At 61.4% G+C, this 16776-nt stretch carries 17 protein-coding genes; 7 read left to right on the forward strand and 10 right to left on the reverse strand.

Annotated features, from left to right (window positions below):
* Positions 1-81: 81 nt before the first annotated feature.
* From ACYYKW_RS12250 to ACYYKW_RS12265, 4 genes are read left to right on the forward strand one after another with little or no spacing between them, the layout of a single operon-like run.
* Entirely contained in the window at positions 82-1107 is a 1026-nt protein-coding gene (locus ACYYKW_RS12250) for an ABC transporter substrate-binding protein (protein WP_464990235.1), read from the forward strand.
* Positions 1104-2012, forward strand: a complete 909-nt coding sequence (locus ACYYKW_RS12255) for an ABC transporter permease (protein ID WP_464990236.1) — start codon at positions 1104-1106, stop codon at positions 2010-2012. Before ACYYKW_RS12250 ends, ACYYKW_RS12255 begins: the two co-directional genes overlap by 4 nt.
* Positions 2013-2018: 6 nt before the next feature.
* Positions 2019-2828 carry an ABC transporter permease gene (locus ACYYKW_RS12260; protein ID WP_464990237.1) on the forward strand — a complete coding sequence of 270 codons (810 nt, stop codon included), beginning with the start codon at positions 2019-2021 and terminating at the stop codon, positions 2826-2828.
* Positions 2829-2845: 17 nt separating this feature from the next.
* Positions 2846-4000, forward strand: coding sequence for an ABC transporter ATP-binding protein (locus tag ACYYKW_RS12265; RefSeq protein WP_464990238.1), 1155 nt, complete (start codon positions 2846-2848; stop codon positions 3998-4000).
* A 211-nt stretch (positions 4001-4211) separates the two neighbouring features.
* Here ACYYKW_RS12265 and pepN read toward each other — a convergent pair whose 3' ends face one another.
* From pepN to ACYYKW_RS12295, 6 genes are read right to left on the reverse strand one after another with little or no spacing between them, the layout of a single operon-like run.
* Positions 4212-6869 (reverse strand): aminopeptidase N, encoded by a 2658-nt coding sequence (gene pepN, locus ACYYKW_RS12270; RefSeq protein WP_093102236.1) that lies wholly within the window; start codon positions 6867-6869, stop codon positions 4212-4214.
* Positions 6870-6879: 10 nt separating this feature from the next.
* The gene (locus ACYYKW_RS12275; RefSeq protein ID WP_464990239.1) at positions 6880-7710 is read right to left on the reverse strand and encodes a DUF2797 domain-containing protein; all 831 of its coding nucleotides are present in this window, start codon (positions 7708-7710) and stop codon (positions 6880-6882) included.
* Positions 7707-7967, reverse strand: a complete 261-nt coding sequence (locus ACYYKW_RS12280) for a YeaC family protein (RefSeq protein WP_042609561.1) — start codon at positions 7965-7967, stop codon at positions 7707-7709. The genes ACYYKW_RS12275 and ACYYKW_RS12280 overlap by 4 nt, the downstream gene beginning before the upstream one ends.
* 34 nt (positions 7968-8001) lie before the next feature.
* Positions 8002-8871 (reverse strand): rhomboid family intramembrane serine protease, encoded by an 870-nt coding sequence (locus ACYYKW_RS12285; protein ID WP_093102240.1) that lies wholly within the window; start codon positions 8869-8871, stop codon positions 8002-8004.
* Positions 8868-9842 carry a metallophosphoesterase gene (locus ACYYKW_RS12290; protein WP_418951609.1) on the reverse strand — a complete coding sequence of 325 codons (975 nt, stop codon included), beginning with the start codon at positions 9840-9842 and terminating at the stop codon, positions 8868-8870. The genes ACYYKW_RS12285 and ACYYKW_RS12290 overlap by 4 nt, the downstream gene beginning before the upstream one ends.
* Positions 9839-10729 (reverse strand): NAD(+) kinase, encoded by an 891-nt coding sequence (locus tag ACYYKW_RS12295; RefSeq protein ID WP_011333623.1) that lies wholly within the window; start codon positions 10727-10729, stop codon positions 9839-9841. The genes ACYYKW_RS12290 and ACYYKW_RS12295 overlap by 4 nt, the downstream gene beginning before the upstream one ends.
* Before the next feature lie 112 nt (positions 10730-10841).
* Between ACYYKW_RS12295 and ACYYKW_RS12300 the strand changes: the two genes are divergently transcribed.
* Complete coding sequence (locus ACYYKW_RS12300; RefSeq protein WP_464990240.1) at positions 10842-11792, forward strand: DUF1853 family protein; 951 nt, start codon at positions 10842-10844, stop codon at positions 11790-11792.
* A 105-nt stretch (positions 11793-11897) separates the two neighbouring features.
* Here ACYYKW_RS12300 and ACYYKW_RS12305 read toward each other — a convergent pair whose 3' ends face one another.
* On the reverse strand, positions 11898-13181 hold the full coding sequence (locus ACYYKW_RS12305; protein ID WP_464990241.1) for an arsenic transporter: 1284 nt from the start codon (positions 13179-13181) through the stop codon (positions 11898-11900).
* Between the two features lie 142 nt (positions 13182-13323).
* The gene (locus tag ACYYKW_RS12310) at positions 13324-13881 is read right to left on the reverse strand and encodes an NADPH-dependent FMN reductase (protein WP_093102248.1); all 558 of its coding nucleotides are present in this window, start codon (positions 13879-13881) and stop codon (positions 13324-13326) included.
* 183 nt (positions 13882-14064) lie between these two features.
* Between ACYYKW_RS12310 and ACYYKW_RS12315 the strand changes: the two genes are divergently transcribed.
* The gene (locus ACYYKW_RS12315) at positions 14065-14301 is read left to right on the forward strand and encodes a hypothetical protein (protein WP_090282914.1); all 237 of its coding nucleotides are present in this window, start codon (positions 14065-14067) and stop codon (positions 14299-14301) included.
* An 84-nt stretch (positions 14302-14385) separates the two neighbouring features.
* Positions 14386-15279 carry a LysR family transcriptional regulator gene (locus tag ACYYKW_RS12320; RefSeq protein ID WP_464990242.1) on the forward strand — a complete coding sequence of 298 codons (894 nt, stop codon included), beginning with the start codon at positions 14386-14388 and terminating at the stop codon, positions 15277-15279.
* On the opposite strand, the gene ACYYKW_RS12325 is transcribed toward ACYYKW_RS12320, so the two are convergent.
* Positions 15245-15859 carry a GNAT family N-acetyltransferase gene (locus ACYYKW_RS12325; RefSeq protein ID WP_464990243.1) on the reverse strand — a complete coding sequence of 205 codons (615 nt, stop codon included), beginning with the start codon at positions 15857-15859 and terminating at the stop codon, positions 15245-15247. The genes ACYYKW_RS12320 and ACYYKW_RS12325 overlap by 35 nt on opposite strands.
* Before the next feature lie 105 nt (positions 15860-15964).
* Positions 15965-16723, reverse strand: a complete 759-nt coding sequence (gene dnaQ / locus ACYYKW_RS12330) for a DNA polymerase III subunit epsilon (protein ID WP_336354586.1) — start codon at positions 16721-16723, stop codon at positions 15965-15967.
* Between the last annotated feature and the right edge of the window lie 53 nt (positions 16724-16776).

A 16776-nucleotide genomic window follows, 5' to 3' on the forward strand; every position in this document is an offset into this window, starting at 1 on the left:
CTACGAACGTCCAGCTACTGCTCCCGTCAGGCGGGCAACAACGCAAGCCCGCTCAATAAACACAACAATGAGGGCGTAAAAATGGTGTTGAACAAAGCTGCAACCGCAATTCTTTTTGCGGGACTGCTCAGCGTCACCGGCCAGGCTGCAATGGCTGCCGAAAGCGTCAACTTCGTCAGCTGGGGCGGTAGCACCCAGGATGCGCAGAAACAGGCCTGGGCCGATCCGTTCAGCAAGGCCAGCGGCATCACCGTCGTCCAGGACGGGCCGACCGACTACGGCAAACTCAAAGCCATGGTCGAAAGCGGCAACGTGCAATGGGATGTGGTTGATGTCGAAGCCGATTTTGCCCTGCGCGCCGCGGCTGAAGGCCTGCTCGAACCCCTCGATTTCAAAGTGATCCAGCGCGACAAGATCGACCCGCGCTTCGTCAACGATCACGGCGTCGGCTCGTTCTTCTTCTCCTTTGTCCTCGGCTACAACGAAGGCAAGCTCGGCGCCAACAAGCCACAGGACTGGAGCGCCCTGTTCGACACCAAGACCTTTCCCGGCAAGCGCGCCCTGTACAAATGGCCAAGCCCAGGCGTGCTGGAACTGGCGCTGCTGGCCGATGGCGTCGCCGCCGACAAGCTTTACCCGCTCGACCTGGATCGCGCCTTCAAGAAACTCGACACCATCAAGAAAAACATCGTCTGGTGGGGCGGCGGCGCACAGTCGCAGCAACTGCTGGCCTCCGGGGAAGCGAGCATGGGCCAGTTCTGGAACGGTCGCGTCCACGCCCTGCAGGAAGACGGCGCGCCGGTCGGCGTGAGCTGGAAGCAGAACCTGGTCATGGCCGACATTCTGGTCATTCCCAAAGGTGCGAAAAACAAGGACGCGGCGATGAAGTTCCTCGCCAACGCCAGCAGCGCCAAAGGCCAGGCCGACTTCTCCAACCTGACCGCCTACGCGCCGGTCAACCTCGACAGTGTGGAGCGTCTGGATTCGACGCTGGCCCCCAACCTGCCGACTGCCTACGCCAAGGATCAGATCACTCTTGATTTCGCGTACTGGGCCAAGAACGGTCCGGCCATCGCGACACGGTGGAACGAATGGCTGGTCAAATGAAAATCGCGGCCACCGCGCCCGTTCCGTCCACTGTCACCGGGAGCGCCGCCGGCGCTGCCGGTTCGTCCCTCAAGCAACGCTGGCGCGGCGCCGGCAACCTCGCCCCGGCGCTGTTGTTCCTCGGCCTGTTCTTTCTGGCACCGTTGATTGGTCTGCTGTTGCGTGGCGTGCTCGAACCGACGCCGGGCCTTGGTAACTATGAACAACTGTTCGCCAACTCGGCGTATGCCCGGGTGCTGCTCAACACCTTCTCAGTGGCCGGGCTGGTGACGCTGTTCAGCCTGCTGCTGGGCTTTCCGCTGGCCTGGGCGATCACGCTGGTGCCGCGCGGCTGGGGCCGCTGGATTCTGAACATCGTGCTGTTGTCGATGTGGACCAGCCTGCTCGCCCGCACCTATTCGTGGCTGGTGTTGCTGCAAGCCTCGGGCGTGATCAACAAGGCGCTGATGGCCATGGGCATCATCGATCAGCCGCTGGAGATGGTGCACAACCTCACCGGCGTAGTGATCGGCATGAGCTACATCATGATTCCGTTCATCGTGCTGCCGTTGCAGGCGACCATGCAGGCCATCGACCCGATGATCCTGCAGGCCGGCTCGATCTGCGGCGCGAGCCCGTGGACCAACTTCTTCCGGGTGTTCCTGCCGCTGTGCCGGCCGGGTCTGGCCTCCGGGGGCTTGATGGTGTTCGTGATGTCGCTCGGTTACTACGTGACCCCGGCGCTGCTCGGCGGCGCGCAGAACATGATGCTGCCGGAATTCATCATTCAGCAGGTGCAATCGTTCCTCAACTGGGGCCTGGCCAGTGCCGGCGCTGCGTTGCTGATCGCGATCACTTTGGTGTTGTTCTACTTCTACCTGAAGCTTCAGCCGGAATCCCCGGTTGGCGCCAGTAACACGAGGTAAGCCGAAATGCTCCTGACTCCCAATGCCATGAGCCGGCGCATGCGTTTCGGCTTGTATGCCACCACCGGGCTGATCGGTCTGTTCCTGCTGTTGCCGATCGTGTTCATCGTGCTGCTGTCGTTCGGTTCCTCGCAGTGGCTGGTGTTTCCGCCGCCGGGCTGGACGCTGAAATGGTACGGCCAGTTCTTCTCCAACCCGGATTGGATGAGCGCCGCTGCGGCCAGCCTCAAGGTGGCCGTGCTGACCACGATCTGCGCCGTGGCCCTCGGCTTGCCGACCGCGTTTGCGCTGGTGCGCGGGCGCTTTCCTGGCCGGGAAATGTTGTACGGCCTGTTCACCCTGCCAATGATCGTGCCGCTGGTGATCATTGCCGTGGCGGTGTACGCACTGTTTCTCAAGCTCGGTTACACCGGGACGATGTTCGCGTTCGTCGTCAGCCATGTGATCGTCGCGCTGCCGTTCACCATTATCTCGATCATCAACTCGCTGAAGCTGTTCGATCAGTCGATTGAAGACGCGGCGGTGATCTGTGGCGCCTCACGCCTGCAAGCGGTGTTCAATGTGACGTTCCCGGCGATTCGTCCGGGCATGGTCGCCGGCGCCCTCTTCGCCTTCCTCGTCTCGTGGGACGAAGTGGTGCTCAGCGTGATGATGGCCAGCCCGACCCTGCAAACCCTTCCCGTGAAAATGTGGACCACCCTGCGCCAGGACCTGACCCCGGTGATCGCCGTCGCTTCGACGCTGCTGATCGGCCTGTCGGTCCTGGTCATGGTGATCGCCGCCGCCCTGCGCCGGCGCAACGAAATCAGCGCCTGAGCGCCGAGGAGTACGACATGAGTGCCGTGATCAAAGACGCCTCCCAGCAGAACGACAAGCCCCTGGTCAGCCTGCGCAACCTGAACAAGCATTACGGCGACTTTGCCGCCGTCGACAACATCTCGCTGGACATCAAGGACGGTGAATTCCTGACCTTCCTCGGCTCCAGCGGCTCGGGCAAGAGTACGACGCTGTCGATGCTCGCCGGGTTCGAAACACCGAGCAGTGGCGAGATCCTCGTCAACGGCCAGTCACTGGTCAACGTGCCGCCGCACAAGCGCGACATCGGCATGGTTTTCCAGCGCTATTCACTGTTCCCGCATCTGTCGGTGCGCGACAACATCGCCTTCCCTCTGGCGATTCGCAAACTGGCGGCGGCGGAGCGCGACAAGCGTGTCGACGCCATGCTGAAACTGGTGCAACTGGAACAGTTCGCCCATCGCCGCCCTTCGCAACTGTCCGGCGGCCAGCAGCAACGTGTGGCCATCGCCCGCGCGCTGGTTTACGAGCCACGCATTCTGCTGATGGACGAACCGCTCGGTGCGCTGGACAAAAAGCTGCGCGAGGACTTGCAGGACGAACTGCGCCAACTGCATCGGCGCCTGGGCATCACCATCGTCTACGTGACCCACGACCAGGAAGAAGCGATGCGCTTGTCGCAGCGCATCGCGATCTTCAGCCACGGCAAGATTGTTGGCCTGGGCAGCGGTTATGACCTTTATCAGAATCCACCGAATGCCTTCGTGGCGTCGTTCCTTGGCAACTCGAACTTTCTCAAGCTCAAGGCGCAGGGCAATGCGGCGGCGAGTTTCGAGGGGCAGCCGTTGTCGATCCGACTGACGGCCGGGTTGCAGACTGATCAGGATGTGTTGCTGATGGTGCGGCCGGAAAAGGCCTTGGCGTTGAGCGTGCCGCAGGCAACCCGCGAACCGCTGCCGTCGGGCTGGAACGAAGTGTCCGCGACCGTGGTGGAAGTGCTGTTTCTCGGTGAAAGCCAGACCTGCAGCGTGGTCACCGCGGGCGGAACCTCGATGACCGTGAAAGCCTTGTCAGCCGCCGGCATGCCGCTCAAGGCCGGCGACCCGGTGCATGTGCGCTGGGCTACCACCGACGCCTGCGTCTACACCGAGTGGACTGAAAGCGACCTGAACAAGGCTGCCGGCTCGCACTGAGTTCTCTCAGACACTGCCAATCCCTGTGGGAGCGGGCTTGCCCGCGATAGCTGAATTTCAGACACACCAATGTTGAATGTGCCGAAGCCATCGCGGGCAAGCCCGCTCCCACAGGTTCATCAGTCAACCAAAATGTCACCCTCGGGTCACCTCAGCGTCGGGCTGAGGTGGCCTTTTTTTCAAGTGCGCAAAACCCGACTCGAGGATGCCCTCAAGCCAGACTCTTGCTCACCACCTCATACACATCACTCGACAACGCCCCCGACGCGAGAATCCGCTCCAGTTCGGCCTTCATCAAGGCTTGACGCGGTGCATCGTATTTGCGCCAGCGGGTCAGCGGTGCCAGTTGACGCGAGGCGATTTGCGGGTTGAAGCCGTTCAGTTCGATCACCAGATCGGCGAGGAACCGATAACCGCTACCGTCCGCCGCGTGGAAGTTGATCAGGTTCTGCCCGGCAAACGCACCGATCAGCGCGCGGACCTTGTTCGGGTTCTTGATGTTGAAGGCCGGGTGCTGCATCAACGCCTTCACCCGCGCCAGCCCGCCCGGCAAGGTGCTGCCGGCCTGCACGCTGAACCACTGATCCATGACCAGCGGATTGTCCTTGAAGTGCTCGGCGAAACTGGCCAGCGCCAGGGCTTTCTGCTCTTCGAACGGCGAGTTGACCAGCACGGCCAGCGCGGTCAGGCGCTCGGTCATGTTGTCGGCATTTTCAAATTGCTCCAGCGCCGCCGCCAGTACTTCCGGCTTGCCACTGAGCATCAGGTACGACAGCGCGATGTTCTGCAAGGCGCGACGGGCGAAGTGCTCGGCTTCGGCCACGTACGGCGTTTGCTTCGACAGGTCGCGGTTGGCCTGGTAACGCAGCCACAGCGCTTCGAACAAACCTTCGGCGAGTTGCTTGCGGGCGAACTCGCGAGCGTTGTGGATCGCCTCGACGTCAGCCACTTCGCTGATTTCGGTGAGGTAGGCCTCGCCCGGCAGCGAGAGCATCTCGGCAACCATCGCCTGATCAAGCGACTCGTCGGACAGCACCGTGCGCAGCGCCGAAGTCAGGCGCGGGTCCAGCACCATGGCCTCGCCCTTCTGCTGCTGGCCGATCAGCTCCTGCAACACCTGCACCGCCAGTTGCTGGCCGGCATCCCAGCGGTTGAAACCGTCGCTGTCGTGCTGCATGAGGAACATCAGTTGATCACGGTTGTACGGGAAGCTCAGCTTCACCGGCGCCGAGAAGCCGCGCAGCAGCGATGGCAGCGGTTGCTCATTGATATCGACGAAAGTGAAGGTCTGCTCGGCCTCGGTCACCGAGATTACCCGCGTGGTGCCTTGCGCTGAGGCTTCACCGGCCAGACGCAGCGCCAGTTCGTTGCCCTGGCTGTCGAGCAGACCGAGTTCGACCGGAATCACGAAAGGCAGTTTTTCAACTTTGTCCGGGGTTTCCGGGCAGCTCTGGCGGAACGTCAGGCTGTAGGTTTTTGCTGCGGCATCGTACGACTCGCTGACCGCCAGACGCGGAGTGCCGGCCTGGCTGTACCAGCGCTTGAACTGTGTCAGGTCGACGCCATTGGCGTCTTCCATGGCCTTGACGAAGTCATCGCAGGTCACGGCTTGCCCGTCGTGACGCTCGAAGTACAGATCGCTGCCCTTGCGGAAGCCTGCGGCGCCCAGCAGGGTGTGGAGCATGCCGACCACTTCCGAACCCTTTTCGTACACGGTCAGGGTGTAGAAGTTGGAAATCTCGATGAAGCTGTCCGGGCGCACGGCATGGGCCATCGGGCCGGCATCTTCGGCGAACTGGTGGGTGCGCAGGTAGGCCACGTCCTGAATGCGCTTGACCGTCGCCGAGTTCATGTCCGAGGAGAAACCGGCGTCACGGAACACCGTGAAGCCTTCCTTGAGCGACAGCTGGAACCAGTCGCGGCAGGTCACGCGGTTGCCCGACCAGTTGTGGAAATATTCGTGGGCGACGATTGCCTCGACCCGCTGGTGCGCAGCGTCGGTCGCGGTTTCGGCGCGGGCCAGCACGGCACTGGAGTTGAAGATGTTGAGGCCCTTGTTCTCCATCGCGCCCATGTTGAAATCGTTGACCGCGACGATCATGAAGATGTCCAGATCGTACTCGCGACCGTAGACCTCTTCGTCCCAGCGCATCGACTTCTTCAGGCTGTTCATCGCGTGCTGGCACTTGTCGATGTTTTCCGGCTCGACATAGATGCGCAGCGCGACGTTGCGCTGGCTCATGGTGGTGAACGTGTCTTCGACGCACCACAAGTCACCGGCGACCAGCGCGAACAGGTAGGCCGGTTTCTTGAACGGGTCTTCCCAGGTCGCCCAGTGGCGGCCGTCTTCACCCGGGCCCGAAGCGATCGGGTTGCCGTTGGAGAGCAGCACCGGGTAGCTGTGCTGTTCGGCGACCACGGTGGTGGTGAACTTGCTCATCACGTCCGGGCGGTCGAGGTAATAGGTGATCTTGCGAAAGCCCTCGGCCTCGCACTGGGTGCAGAACATCGTGCCGGACTTGTACAGGCCTTCCAGCGCGGTATTGGTTTCCGGATGAATTCGGACGCTGGTGTCGAGGGTGAAGCTGTCGCTGCCCGGCTGCAGGGTCAGGTGGCTGTCGGAAATTTGATAGTCCGCGGCGCTCAGCTCCTTGTCGGCCAACGTTACCGAGAGCAATTCCAGCTGCTGGCCGTCCAGCACCAGCGGCGGCAGGCCCGGGCCACGCTCGGGGTTGCGGCGCATCACCAGTTGCGCGTGGACCAGACTGTGGTCCTCGAACAACTCGAAGGTCAGGTGTGTTTCGTCGATCAGGTATTCGGGCGCCTGATAGTCCTTGAGGTAAATCATCTTCGGTTGTTCGGTGCGCATGCTGGAATCCTTATTGATGCACGGCGAGCTGGTAAGCCGTGTATTTACGAATGTTGATCACGCCGGTGTCGAAAATCAGGTATTGCCCCTTGATCCCCAGCAGCGTGCCTTCGGCAATCGGGTTCTTGTCCAGGTTGAAGCTGACGATTTTCGCCGGGTATTGCTCGACGGGATAGCGGATTTCCAGTGGTTCGACATCGGCAATCGTCTGAATCGCCTGTAGGCCGAATCGCTGCTGCAAGCCTTGCAGGCCCTCAGCGCAACTTTCGAACAACTGATCACGCACCTGCGCCAGATCCACCGCCGCCGCGTCGCCCTTGAGCAGCGCGCGCCAATTGGTCTTATCGGCCACCTGGCTGCGGAACAGATCTTCGACGAACCCCGACTGCTGCCGTGTGGCGACGCGCATGATCGGCAACGCCTGACTGGCGCCCTGATCGAGCCAGCGGGTCGGCAGTTGCGTTGCACGGGTGATGCCAACCTTGATGCCTGAAGAATTGGCCAGATAGACCACATGATCGGTCATGCAGAACTGCTCGCCCCAGGCCGGATCGCGGCAGGTGCCCGCGTCAAAGTGGCAGCGCTCCGGGCTCATGATGCACAGGTCGCATTGCGCCAGTCTGGTCATGCACGGGTAGCAATAGCCCTGACTGAAACTGGTTTTGGTCTTGCGCCCGCAATGGGTGCAGTGGATTGCCCCCAGGTATTGCAGACGCACCGTGGTGCCGATCAACGGGTTGACCGGCACCTCGACGTCATCCAGACGAAACGCGTATTGCACGTTCGGCCCGTCCAGGCGCGCCGACATTTTGCTGATTGCACCGCGGCCAATCTCGATCAATGGATGGCATCCGACTTGAACAGGATGTTCGGCACTTCGATCGATTTCGATGCACATTCCTGCGGGCCCATATAACCGGTGCGCTGGTCTTCAGGCAGGTTCTGGATTTCCCAGGCAATCATCGCCTGCAACGACAGCTCGCGCTGTTCGGCGGTGAGCTTGTTGCCGTCGGACCATTTGCCGATTTCCACGGCCAGCTTCAGGCTTTCGTAGATGTCCGGGGTGATGTTGCTGATCATGTCGTTAAAAGAGGACATCAGGGGTCTCCGTGCTCTTCAATTCGCTAAAAATTCAGACGGCCAGTTTACGGCGGTTATACAAACCACCCAACAAACCGGTAAAGCATCCGATGAGTAACCCGCTCAGGTGCGCGGCGTTGGCGATCTGGCCGAAGCCGATCAACGAGATCAGCCCGGACATGCACACCACCAGCCAGATCAGCATCATCGCCAGCACACCACGCGGCAGGCGATAGGCTGGATTTGGCGCCAGCAACTGGAAAATCCAGCAATGCCCGAGCAAGCCGTAAAGCACGCCGGACAGGCCACCAAACAAGGTCGGGCCGCTCCAGACAAACTGCGCATAGTTGGACACCAGACTGAACAGCAGTGTCAGGCCGATCAGGTTGATGCTGCCCTGACGTGATTCGATGCGCCGGCCCAGCTCCCAGTACCACATGCCGTTCATGGCCAGATGCAGGATGCCGAAGTGGATCAGCATCGGCGTGATCAGCCGCCACCACTGCCCTGCCGCCAGGCTGTCGGCCAACGGCGTGAAATGGATGTACTCGCCGATCACCCGGAAGTCGAGAAAGGTCAGCCAGCGCAGCGTTTCGAGGTTTTCGCCGAGAAACGTCAGACCGCCGACGATCAGGCTCAACAGCAGGATCAACCCGGTGGCCTTGGCGTGTTTCAATTGTTCGGCGAAGCTCGGGCGCTTGAAGGTCTGGCCCACTGGAATATCCAGTTGCTGGTCAGGGTCGCCGGCCGGGAAGCGTTCGTACAGCGAGCGCACGTCGTCGCTGATTTCTGCCGGTGCCCACAGCACCTGCTCGCCCGCCTCTTCGCTGACCCGATGCGGCACCTGCATGCGTTGCAACAGTTTGACGAAACCGCTCAGGTCCACCGCCAACGGCAGGCGCAATACCGCTACCGCACTCATTGCAGCACCTCCGGCCGCTCGACATCGACCCAGACGAATTTTTGCGGATCGAGGCGTGTTTCCTGATCCAGACGATAGGCAACCAGTTTGCCGTACAGCACCGCGCTGTAATCCAGGCACGCGAGGTTCGGGCGGATCGGCGCCGGTTTGCCGCTGCGCCAGTAATGCCCGACGAACAGCAAGGGCTCATCGACGCCGTAGCGCAGCAGGGAATTCTTTTCCGTGGAACTCAGCGGTGTCTGCGCCACCGGCTCGGGCAAGGCGTCAGGCTGGAAGACGATGTCGCCGTAGGTTTTCGGGTCGTCTTCCCAGAATTTGGTGCGGAAGAACGAACGCACCAGACCGTCGCCACTGGTCATGGTCTGGCCGCCCGGCAGGCGCATGTCGGTGCCGCGCAGCAAGCGGTCGAACACCGTGCAGGCGAAGCTGCCGGGCACCGCCGAGGCCTGCAAAAAGTGCTCATCGATGCAGCCATCGGGGAACAGGCCGCGCAACGGCTCGATCAGGCCGGCATCCCAACAGGCGTGCACAACGCGGAAGCGGCCGGCATCGACAAACAATGGCAGCTCGTAGAACCATTGCTGAAAATCATGCCAGTCGCCCGGATGGTCTTCGAATTGCGTCAGGGTTTCGTGCAGCAACCGCGCATGACGCTTGGTATGTTCGCGCACGAACTGCTTGCCGCTGCCCGGTGGCGCCGGGGTGCTCCAGCCGAGGGCGTTGAATTCGTGGTTGCCCATGATGCACAAGGCCTGACCGGCCTCGACCATGTCATGCACGATGTGCAGCGCTTCGCGAATCCGCGGGCCACGGTCGATGATGTCGCCGACGAACACCGCCATGCGCGACGGATGCCGCCAGACCCCGCCCTGCTTGTGATAACCGAGACGGTCAAGCAAGTGTTCGAGGGTCAAGGCGCATCCGTGCACGTCACCGATCAGGTCGTAACTGCGCGCGGGATCGAGCATCAGTCGCCTCCACCGCCCAGCTTGCTGCCCCAGCCGAGCTTGGTGCGGCAGACTTCGTAGTAGTTGTGATCGAGGGGGTGGATCAGCCGCAGTTTCTGCGCTTTCTTGCTGACAGTGATGGTGTCGCCCGGCGCGCAGGTGAAATGGTTCTGGCCGTCGCAGGAGACTTGCGGGTAGATCTGCATATCTTTGGAGACGACGATTTTCAGCTCACTGTTGCCATCGACCACGATCGGCCGTCCCGACAAGGTATGGGGGTACATCGGCACAATCACAATAGCGTCGAGTTTGGGATGCATGATCGGCCCGCCGGCGGACAAGGCGTAAGCGGTGGAGCCGGTCGGCGTGGCGACGATCAGGCCGTCGGCCTTCTGGCTGCAGACGAACTGGCCGTCGATGTACAGCTCGAACTCGATCATCCGCGTCGATTTGCCCGGGTGCAGCACCACGTCGTTGAGCGCATCGCCCTGGCCGATGGCCTCGGCGTGGCGGCGGACTTCGGCTTGCAACAGGAAGCGGTTTTCCACCAGATAATGGCCATCGAGGACTTCGGCGACCTTAATTTCCAGCTCGTCGGGGCGAATATCGGTGAGGAAACCGAGGCTGCCACGGTTGATGCCCAGCACTGGAATATTGTGCTTGGCCAGCGCCCGCGCGGCGCCGAGCAGGCTGCCGTCGCCGCCGACGACGATGACCATGTCACAGACTTCGCCTAGCATCTTGCGCGACGACGTTTGCAGGCCGTGACCCGGCAGGACTTCGGCGATGGTGTCTTCGAGGATCACATGCAGGTGCCGATCGAGCAGAAAGCGTTTCAGTCGGCGGACGGTATCCAGCACCTGGGAACTGCCCAGGCGACCGATGATGCCGATATTACGAAATTGCTCCATGGGACCTCTGCGGACAATCGAAAACGCGAAAACCCGATTATGGGCGAAAGCCCGCGATAGACAAAATCCTTTCAGCCTCAAGGGCGCTCATGATTCAGGCTATGCTCGCAAGATGATCCTGTTTCCCGATTTGCTCCAGTTGCCTCATCAGTTGCGCCATCCCGAAGTGCGGGATCTGGCGTGGGTGATCCTCGCCCCGCCGATGCTCGCCGTCACGCCATGGCCGCAGCGTCACCCACTGGCGGGCAGCGACTGGGTGCGGGACCCGCAGCGTCTCGAAAACTGGCTGCGCCAGCTCGACCGTGACAGTTACGGCTTGCTGCAGTGGCTGTCGCAGGCCCGCACCCGGCGTCTGGGCCTGTATTACGAGCGGCTGTGGCAGTTCGCGGTGGAGCATGCGCCGGGCATCGACTTGATCGCCGCCAACCTGCCGATCCGCCGCGAAGGCCACACCCTTGGCGAGCTGGACATGCTGTTGCGCGACCGCGATGGCGTGCATCACCTTGAGCTGGCGATCAAACTTTACCTCGGCCCGCAGAATGGCGACGGCGGCGATTCGGCACAGTGGCTGGGCCCCGGCTGCCATGATCGGCTGGACCGCAAACTGGCGCACCTGGCCGAGCACCAATTGCCGATCTCGGCGCGCGCGGAAAGCCGCGAAGTGCTGGCGGCACTGGATATCGAAACCTTCCACGCGCATCTATGGCTGGGCGGCTATCTGCTGTATCCGTGGCCCGGTGAGGCTGCATCGCCGCATGGCGCGCATCCGCAGCATTTGCGTGGCACCTGGCTGCATCAGAAGGATTGGCCGGCGTTCGTCGCGCAACGCCCACCGGGCCGCTGGCAACCCCTGCCCCGCCACGCCTGGCTGGCACCGGCGCATTACCCGGCGGATCAGGTCTGGACTGACGAGGCGTTGCGCCTGTGGCTGTTGGAACTGCCGCCACTGGCGCCGGCGCAGTTGATGGTGCGCCTGAGTGAAAACGCCCAGGGCGAATGGGAAGAGGCGGAGCGGTTGTTTCTGGTGTCGGACCTTTGGCCGAATGTGCCGGGGCAAGCCTGAGATTTGTGGAGCCTGAGCTACCGCCATCGCGAGCAGGCTCACTCCTACAGGGGAACGCATTCCAAATTGTAGGAGTGAGCCTGCTCGCGATCGGCGCACCTCGGTCTAAAGCGAAAGCCGCACCGCCAAAGCCGCCAAAGTCACCAGCAACACCGGCACCGTCAACACGATCCCGACCCGGAAGTAATAGCCCCAGCCAATGTGAATGCCCTTGCGCTCCAGCACGTGCAGCCACAACAGCGTCGCCAGGCTGCCGATCGGGGTGATTTTCGGCCCCAGGTCGCTGCCGATCACGTTGGCGTAGATCATCGCTTCCTTGATCACCCCGCTGGCCTGGCTGGCATCGATCGACAACAAGCCGATCAACACCGTCGGCAGGTTATTCATGATCGACGACAGCAGTGCCGTCAGCACCCCCGTACCGAGCGCCGCGCCCCACACACCATGGCCGGCGAACGCGTCGAGCCAACCGGCCAGATAGCTGGTCAGCCCGGCATTGCGCAGGCCGTACACCACCAGATACATGCCCAGCGAGAAAATCACGATCTGCCACGGCGCTTCTTTCATCACCTTGCGCGTGGAAATCCTGTGCCCGCGCGCCGCAATGCCGAGCAACAGCGCGGCGCACACCGCCGAAATCGCGCTGATCGGAATCCCCAGCGGCTCCAGGGCAAAACAGCCAATCAGCAGAATCGCCAATACCGCCCAGCCCGCGTAGAACGTGGCTTTATCGTGGATAGCGGTCGTCGGGTCTTCGAGCTGCGCCGGGTCGTACGCGGCCGGGATGTCACAGCGGAAAAACCACAGCAACATGCCCAGCGTCGCCGCCACGCTGACGAAGTTGACCGGCACCATCACCGCCGCGTAGCGGTTGAAGCTGATGTGAAAGAAATCCGCCGAGACGATGTTGACCAGGTTCGAGACCACCAGCGGCAGGCTCGCGGTGTCGGCGATAAACCCGGCGCCCATGACGAAGGCCAGCGTCGCCGCCGGCGAGAAGCGCAGCGCCAGCAACATCGAAATCACAATCGGCGTGAGGATCAGCGCCGCGCCGTCGTTGGCGAACAACGCCGAAACCAGCGCGCCGAGCAGCACCATAAAAGCGAACAGCTTGCGCCCGCTGCCCCGTCCCCAGCGCGCCACATGCAGCGCGGCCCAGGCGAAAAACCCGGCTTCATCGAGTAGCAGGCTTATGATGATCAACGCCACGAAGGTGCCGGTGGCGTTCCAGATGATTTGCCAGACCAGCGGAATGTCGCTCAAGTGGACCACACCGAAAATCAAGGCCAGCACCGCGCCGAGGGTCGCACTCCAGCCGACGCCGAGGCCTTTGGGTTGCCAGATCACCAGGGTGATGGTCAGCAGGAAAATCAGTGACGCAGCGAGCATTCGCAGAAGCCTTAATGGAAAGTCAGACAAATAAAAACTGTAGGAGTGAGCCTGCTCGCGATAGCGGTCTGTCAGTTAACAATAATGCTGACTGATACACCGCTCGCGAGCAGGCTCACTCCTGCAAGGGACCGCGTTCGGTTTATTTCTTGTGTTGCTCTACGAACTGGCCGTAGGCATCGATGAATTTCTGCAGGAACGGTTTGACCGTTTCGCTCAGCTTGCCCGCCTCGTCAAACGCATTACCCGCGCCGCCCAGATAGGCTTCCGGCTGTTGCAGGCAGTGAATATCGAGGAACACAAAGGTCTGGCGCAGATGCTGATTGGCCCCGAAACCGCCGATCGCACCCGGCGAAACACTCATGACCGCACCCGGCTTGCCGCTCCAGCAGCTCTTGCCATAAGGCCGCGAACCGACGTCGATGGCGTTCTTCAGCGGTGCCGGGATCGAACGGTTGTATTCAGGGGTGACAAACAGCACCGCGTCGGATGACGCCACTTTCTGACGGAAAGTGCTGTAGGCTGCGGGCGACAAATCGCCATCGATGTCTTCGTTGTAAAGAGGCAGATCGCCGATTTCGACAATTTCCAGTTTCAGGTTCGCCGGCGCCAGTTCAGCCAGTGCCAGTGCGATCTTGCGATTGATCGAAGCTTTGCGCAGGCTACCGACCACTACGGCGACGTTGTAGACATTGCTCATGGAAGACTCTCGATGGTCTGTGGGAAGAGTCGCTAGTTATAGATGATGTGTTGGCGATTTCACCAGCGATCATTGGTTTTTCCTGCGCGAGGAATATTTTTTCGTTGTAGGAAAACTTACCAAGCTTGATGACGGTCTACCAAGCCGCAAATCAAGCGTTTTATCTCCAGAGGTTTTAAGCAGATGGCAGCAGTACTCGTCGGTCAGTTTCATGCAAGAGATGCGGAAGGCCGCGTTTATTCCGTGCATGAATTCCAGGAATCGAACCCGTCTGCAGACGGCTTCACCGGCTCGGAGCCCGTCACCACCTACAAATTGGCCATTGGTGACCGCATCAACAAGGTCAGCGAAAGCGAATACCTGCTGGTGCAATCGGGTATTACGCTGATTCGCGAGCCCGAGCCGATCGCCGCTCAATAAGCCGGCGTCATGAGCAGGAGTCATGTGCGCAGAGTTGGGGTAGGATTCAGCACCGCCCTCACCTGCTGAACACGGACTTCACGCATGCGTTTACGCCACATCGAAGTGATTCAGGCGCTCTTGCAGACCGGTCACCTGGGCACCGCCGCCGAATGGTTGCAGTTGCCGGTGACCGAGGTCGAAGAGCGTTTGCGCGAAGCCGAAAGTCAGCTGGGGTTCATGCTCTTCGCCAGTGTGCGCGGGCGTCTGCAACCGACCGCCGAAGCACGGGCGCTGCAGGTCGAAATCGCCCACGTCTATGCCGCACTGGAACCCGTGCAACGCCTGGCCGGCAGCCTCAAGCAATACCTCGCCCCGCCCTTGCGCATTATCGGCACACCGCCGCTGGCGCAACAGTTATTGCCACAAAGCCTCGCCGCCCTGCGTCGACGCCTGCCGGACGCACCTTGCAGCCTGCTCAGCGCCTGCACTCGCGATATCGTCCGCAGCCTGTTGCTGCGTGAAAGCGATCTCGGCCTGAGCCTGCACGATCCTCAACATGCCGATATCGACTGCCAGCCACTGGCGCAGGGCAAATTGCAGTTGCTTGCCCCGCACGGCTGGCTGCAACCGAAGCAGAAATACATTTCCCTGCAGGATCTGGCCGGTCAGGCAATGATCGGCCTCGAAGGTCAGGACCCGCTCAGCCCGGCACTGGAAAACAAGCTGCAAGCGCTACGCCCGGCGCCGAGCATCCAGACCCGCGTGCAAACCCAGCAGATGATGCGTTGCATGGTCGAGGCTGGCGAAGGTCTGGCCATCGTCGACCCGTTCACCGCACTGGGCGCCCGAACAAGTGGGCTGGACGTTTGCCCGCTGTCACCGGCCGTGCCGATCAGCGTGTACGCGCTGACGTTCAAGCACGCCGCGCCGTCCTCAGCGATTCAAACCTTGCTGGCGATCATCACGGAACAAGCCGAGGCGATGTTATCGAGCTAAGCGGGTTTTCCAGCGGATTATCGAACAATCGATACCAGAACAGCGCCACTTCAGCGGTGTTCGGGTCGATGCCGCGATAGCGCAACTGATCGATACCGCCAATCACGTAACCGCAACGCTCATACAGCCGACAGGCGCCGAGGTTGTTGTTCTGGGTTTCGAGCATGATTCCCGGGAGCTTTTTCTTTCGGCTCCAGAACTGCGCCACATCGAGCAAGGCCTTGGCCACGCCATGACGCCGGGCCGGGGCATGCACTGCCAGCTCATCGATATGGGCAAAGCCGTTCCAGTTGGTGCTGATCACCAGATGGCCGACCGGCTCGTCATCGAGATGAGCCATGAAAATCGCGCTGTCGGGCGCATTGTGAAAGGCGCTGAACTCCTCGGGATCGATGCCGTAGCACTTGCGATACGGCACGATCGGCGTCACCTGCCATTGCTCAACAGGCTTGCCGATCACCGCAGCGCCATACGCCGCAACTTCGAAACTGAAATCGCTGCCCCAGATATACGGCGAAAAGCCGTCGTCGGCGACACGCACCGACAGCCCTGGGTATTTTGGATTCTTGACCGGACGCATACTGGGAAAAGTCCTCATTCCTTGATTTTCATCTGCCAATGTACTCAGGGTAGAGGGTTGCAGCGGATGTGGCGACGGTGGCCACTTGTCAGTACTGACAGCGCCTTACGCCTGCGCGTCGGCTTCAGCGATCTGCGTCCACAGCGCCGGGGCGCCGGCCGACTTGGCGATGATCTCCAGCCGCACCAGATGCGCCGCCAGCTCTTCTTCGGTCGCGCGAATGATGCGCGCCGGTTGGCGATCGGCCGGCAGACGACGGATTTCCGTGGCGGAGTTGTCGGCGCCCTCACCCGTGCCATTGCCGTCAGAGGCGTTGCCGGCCAGCGACAGGCTGGTCTGGCCACCGGTCATGGTCAGGTAAACGTCGGCGAGAATTTCCGAGTCAAGCAACGCGCCGTGCAGTTCACGGCCGGAGTTGTCGACGCCGTAACGTTTGCACAACGCATCGAGGCTGTTGCGCTGCCCCGGGTGACGTTCCCGGGCCATCATCAGGGTGTCGAGGATCGAGCAGTGCTGGGTGATGTCGGCGCGATCGTGTTGCCCCATCAGAGCGAATTCGTTGTTGATGAAGCCAACGTCGAACGCCGCGTTATGGATGATCAGCTGCGCGCCTTTGATGAACTCGAAGAACTCGTCGGCGACTTCGGCAAAGCGTGGCTTGCCGACCAGGAATTCGTTGGTGATGCCGTGAACGCCGATGGCGCCTTCGTCACTTTCACGATCCGGTTGCAGGTACACGTGAAAATGCCGGCCCGTCAGGCGCCGACCGATCAGTTCGACACAGCCGATTTCGATGATCCGGTGACCATCGGTCACCGGCATGCCGGTGGTTTCGGTATCGAGTACAACGGATCTGGTGGCCATCAGTGTTCAGCTCTCAACGGGTCAATCGTGCAAAGGCGCGGATGTTAACACGC

The sequence above is a fragment of the Pseudomonas sp. 15C genome, from assembly GCF_055484735.1.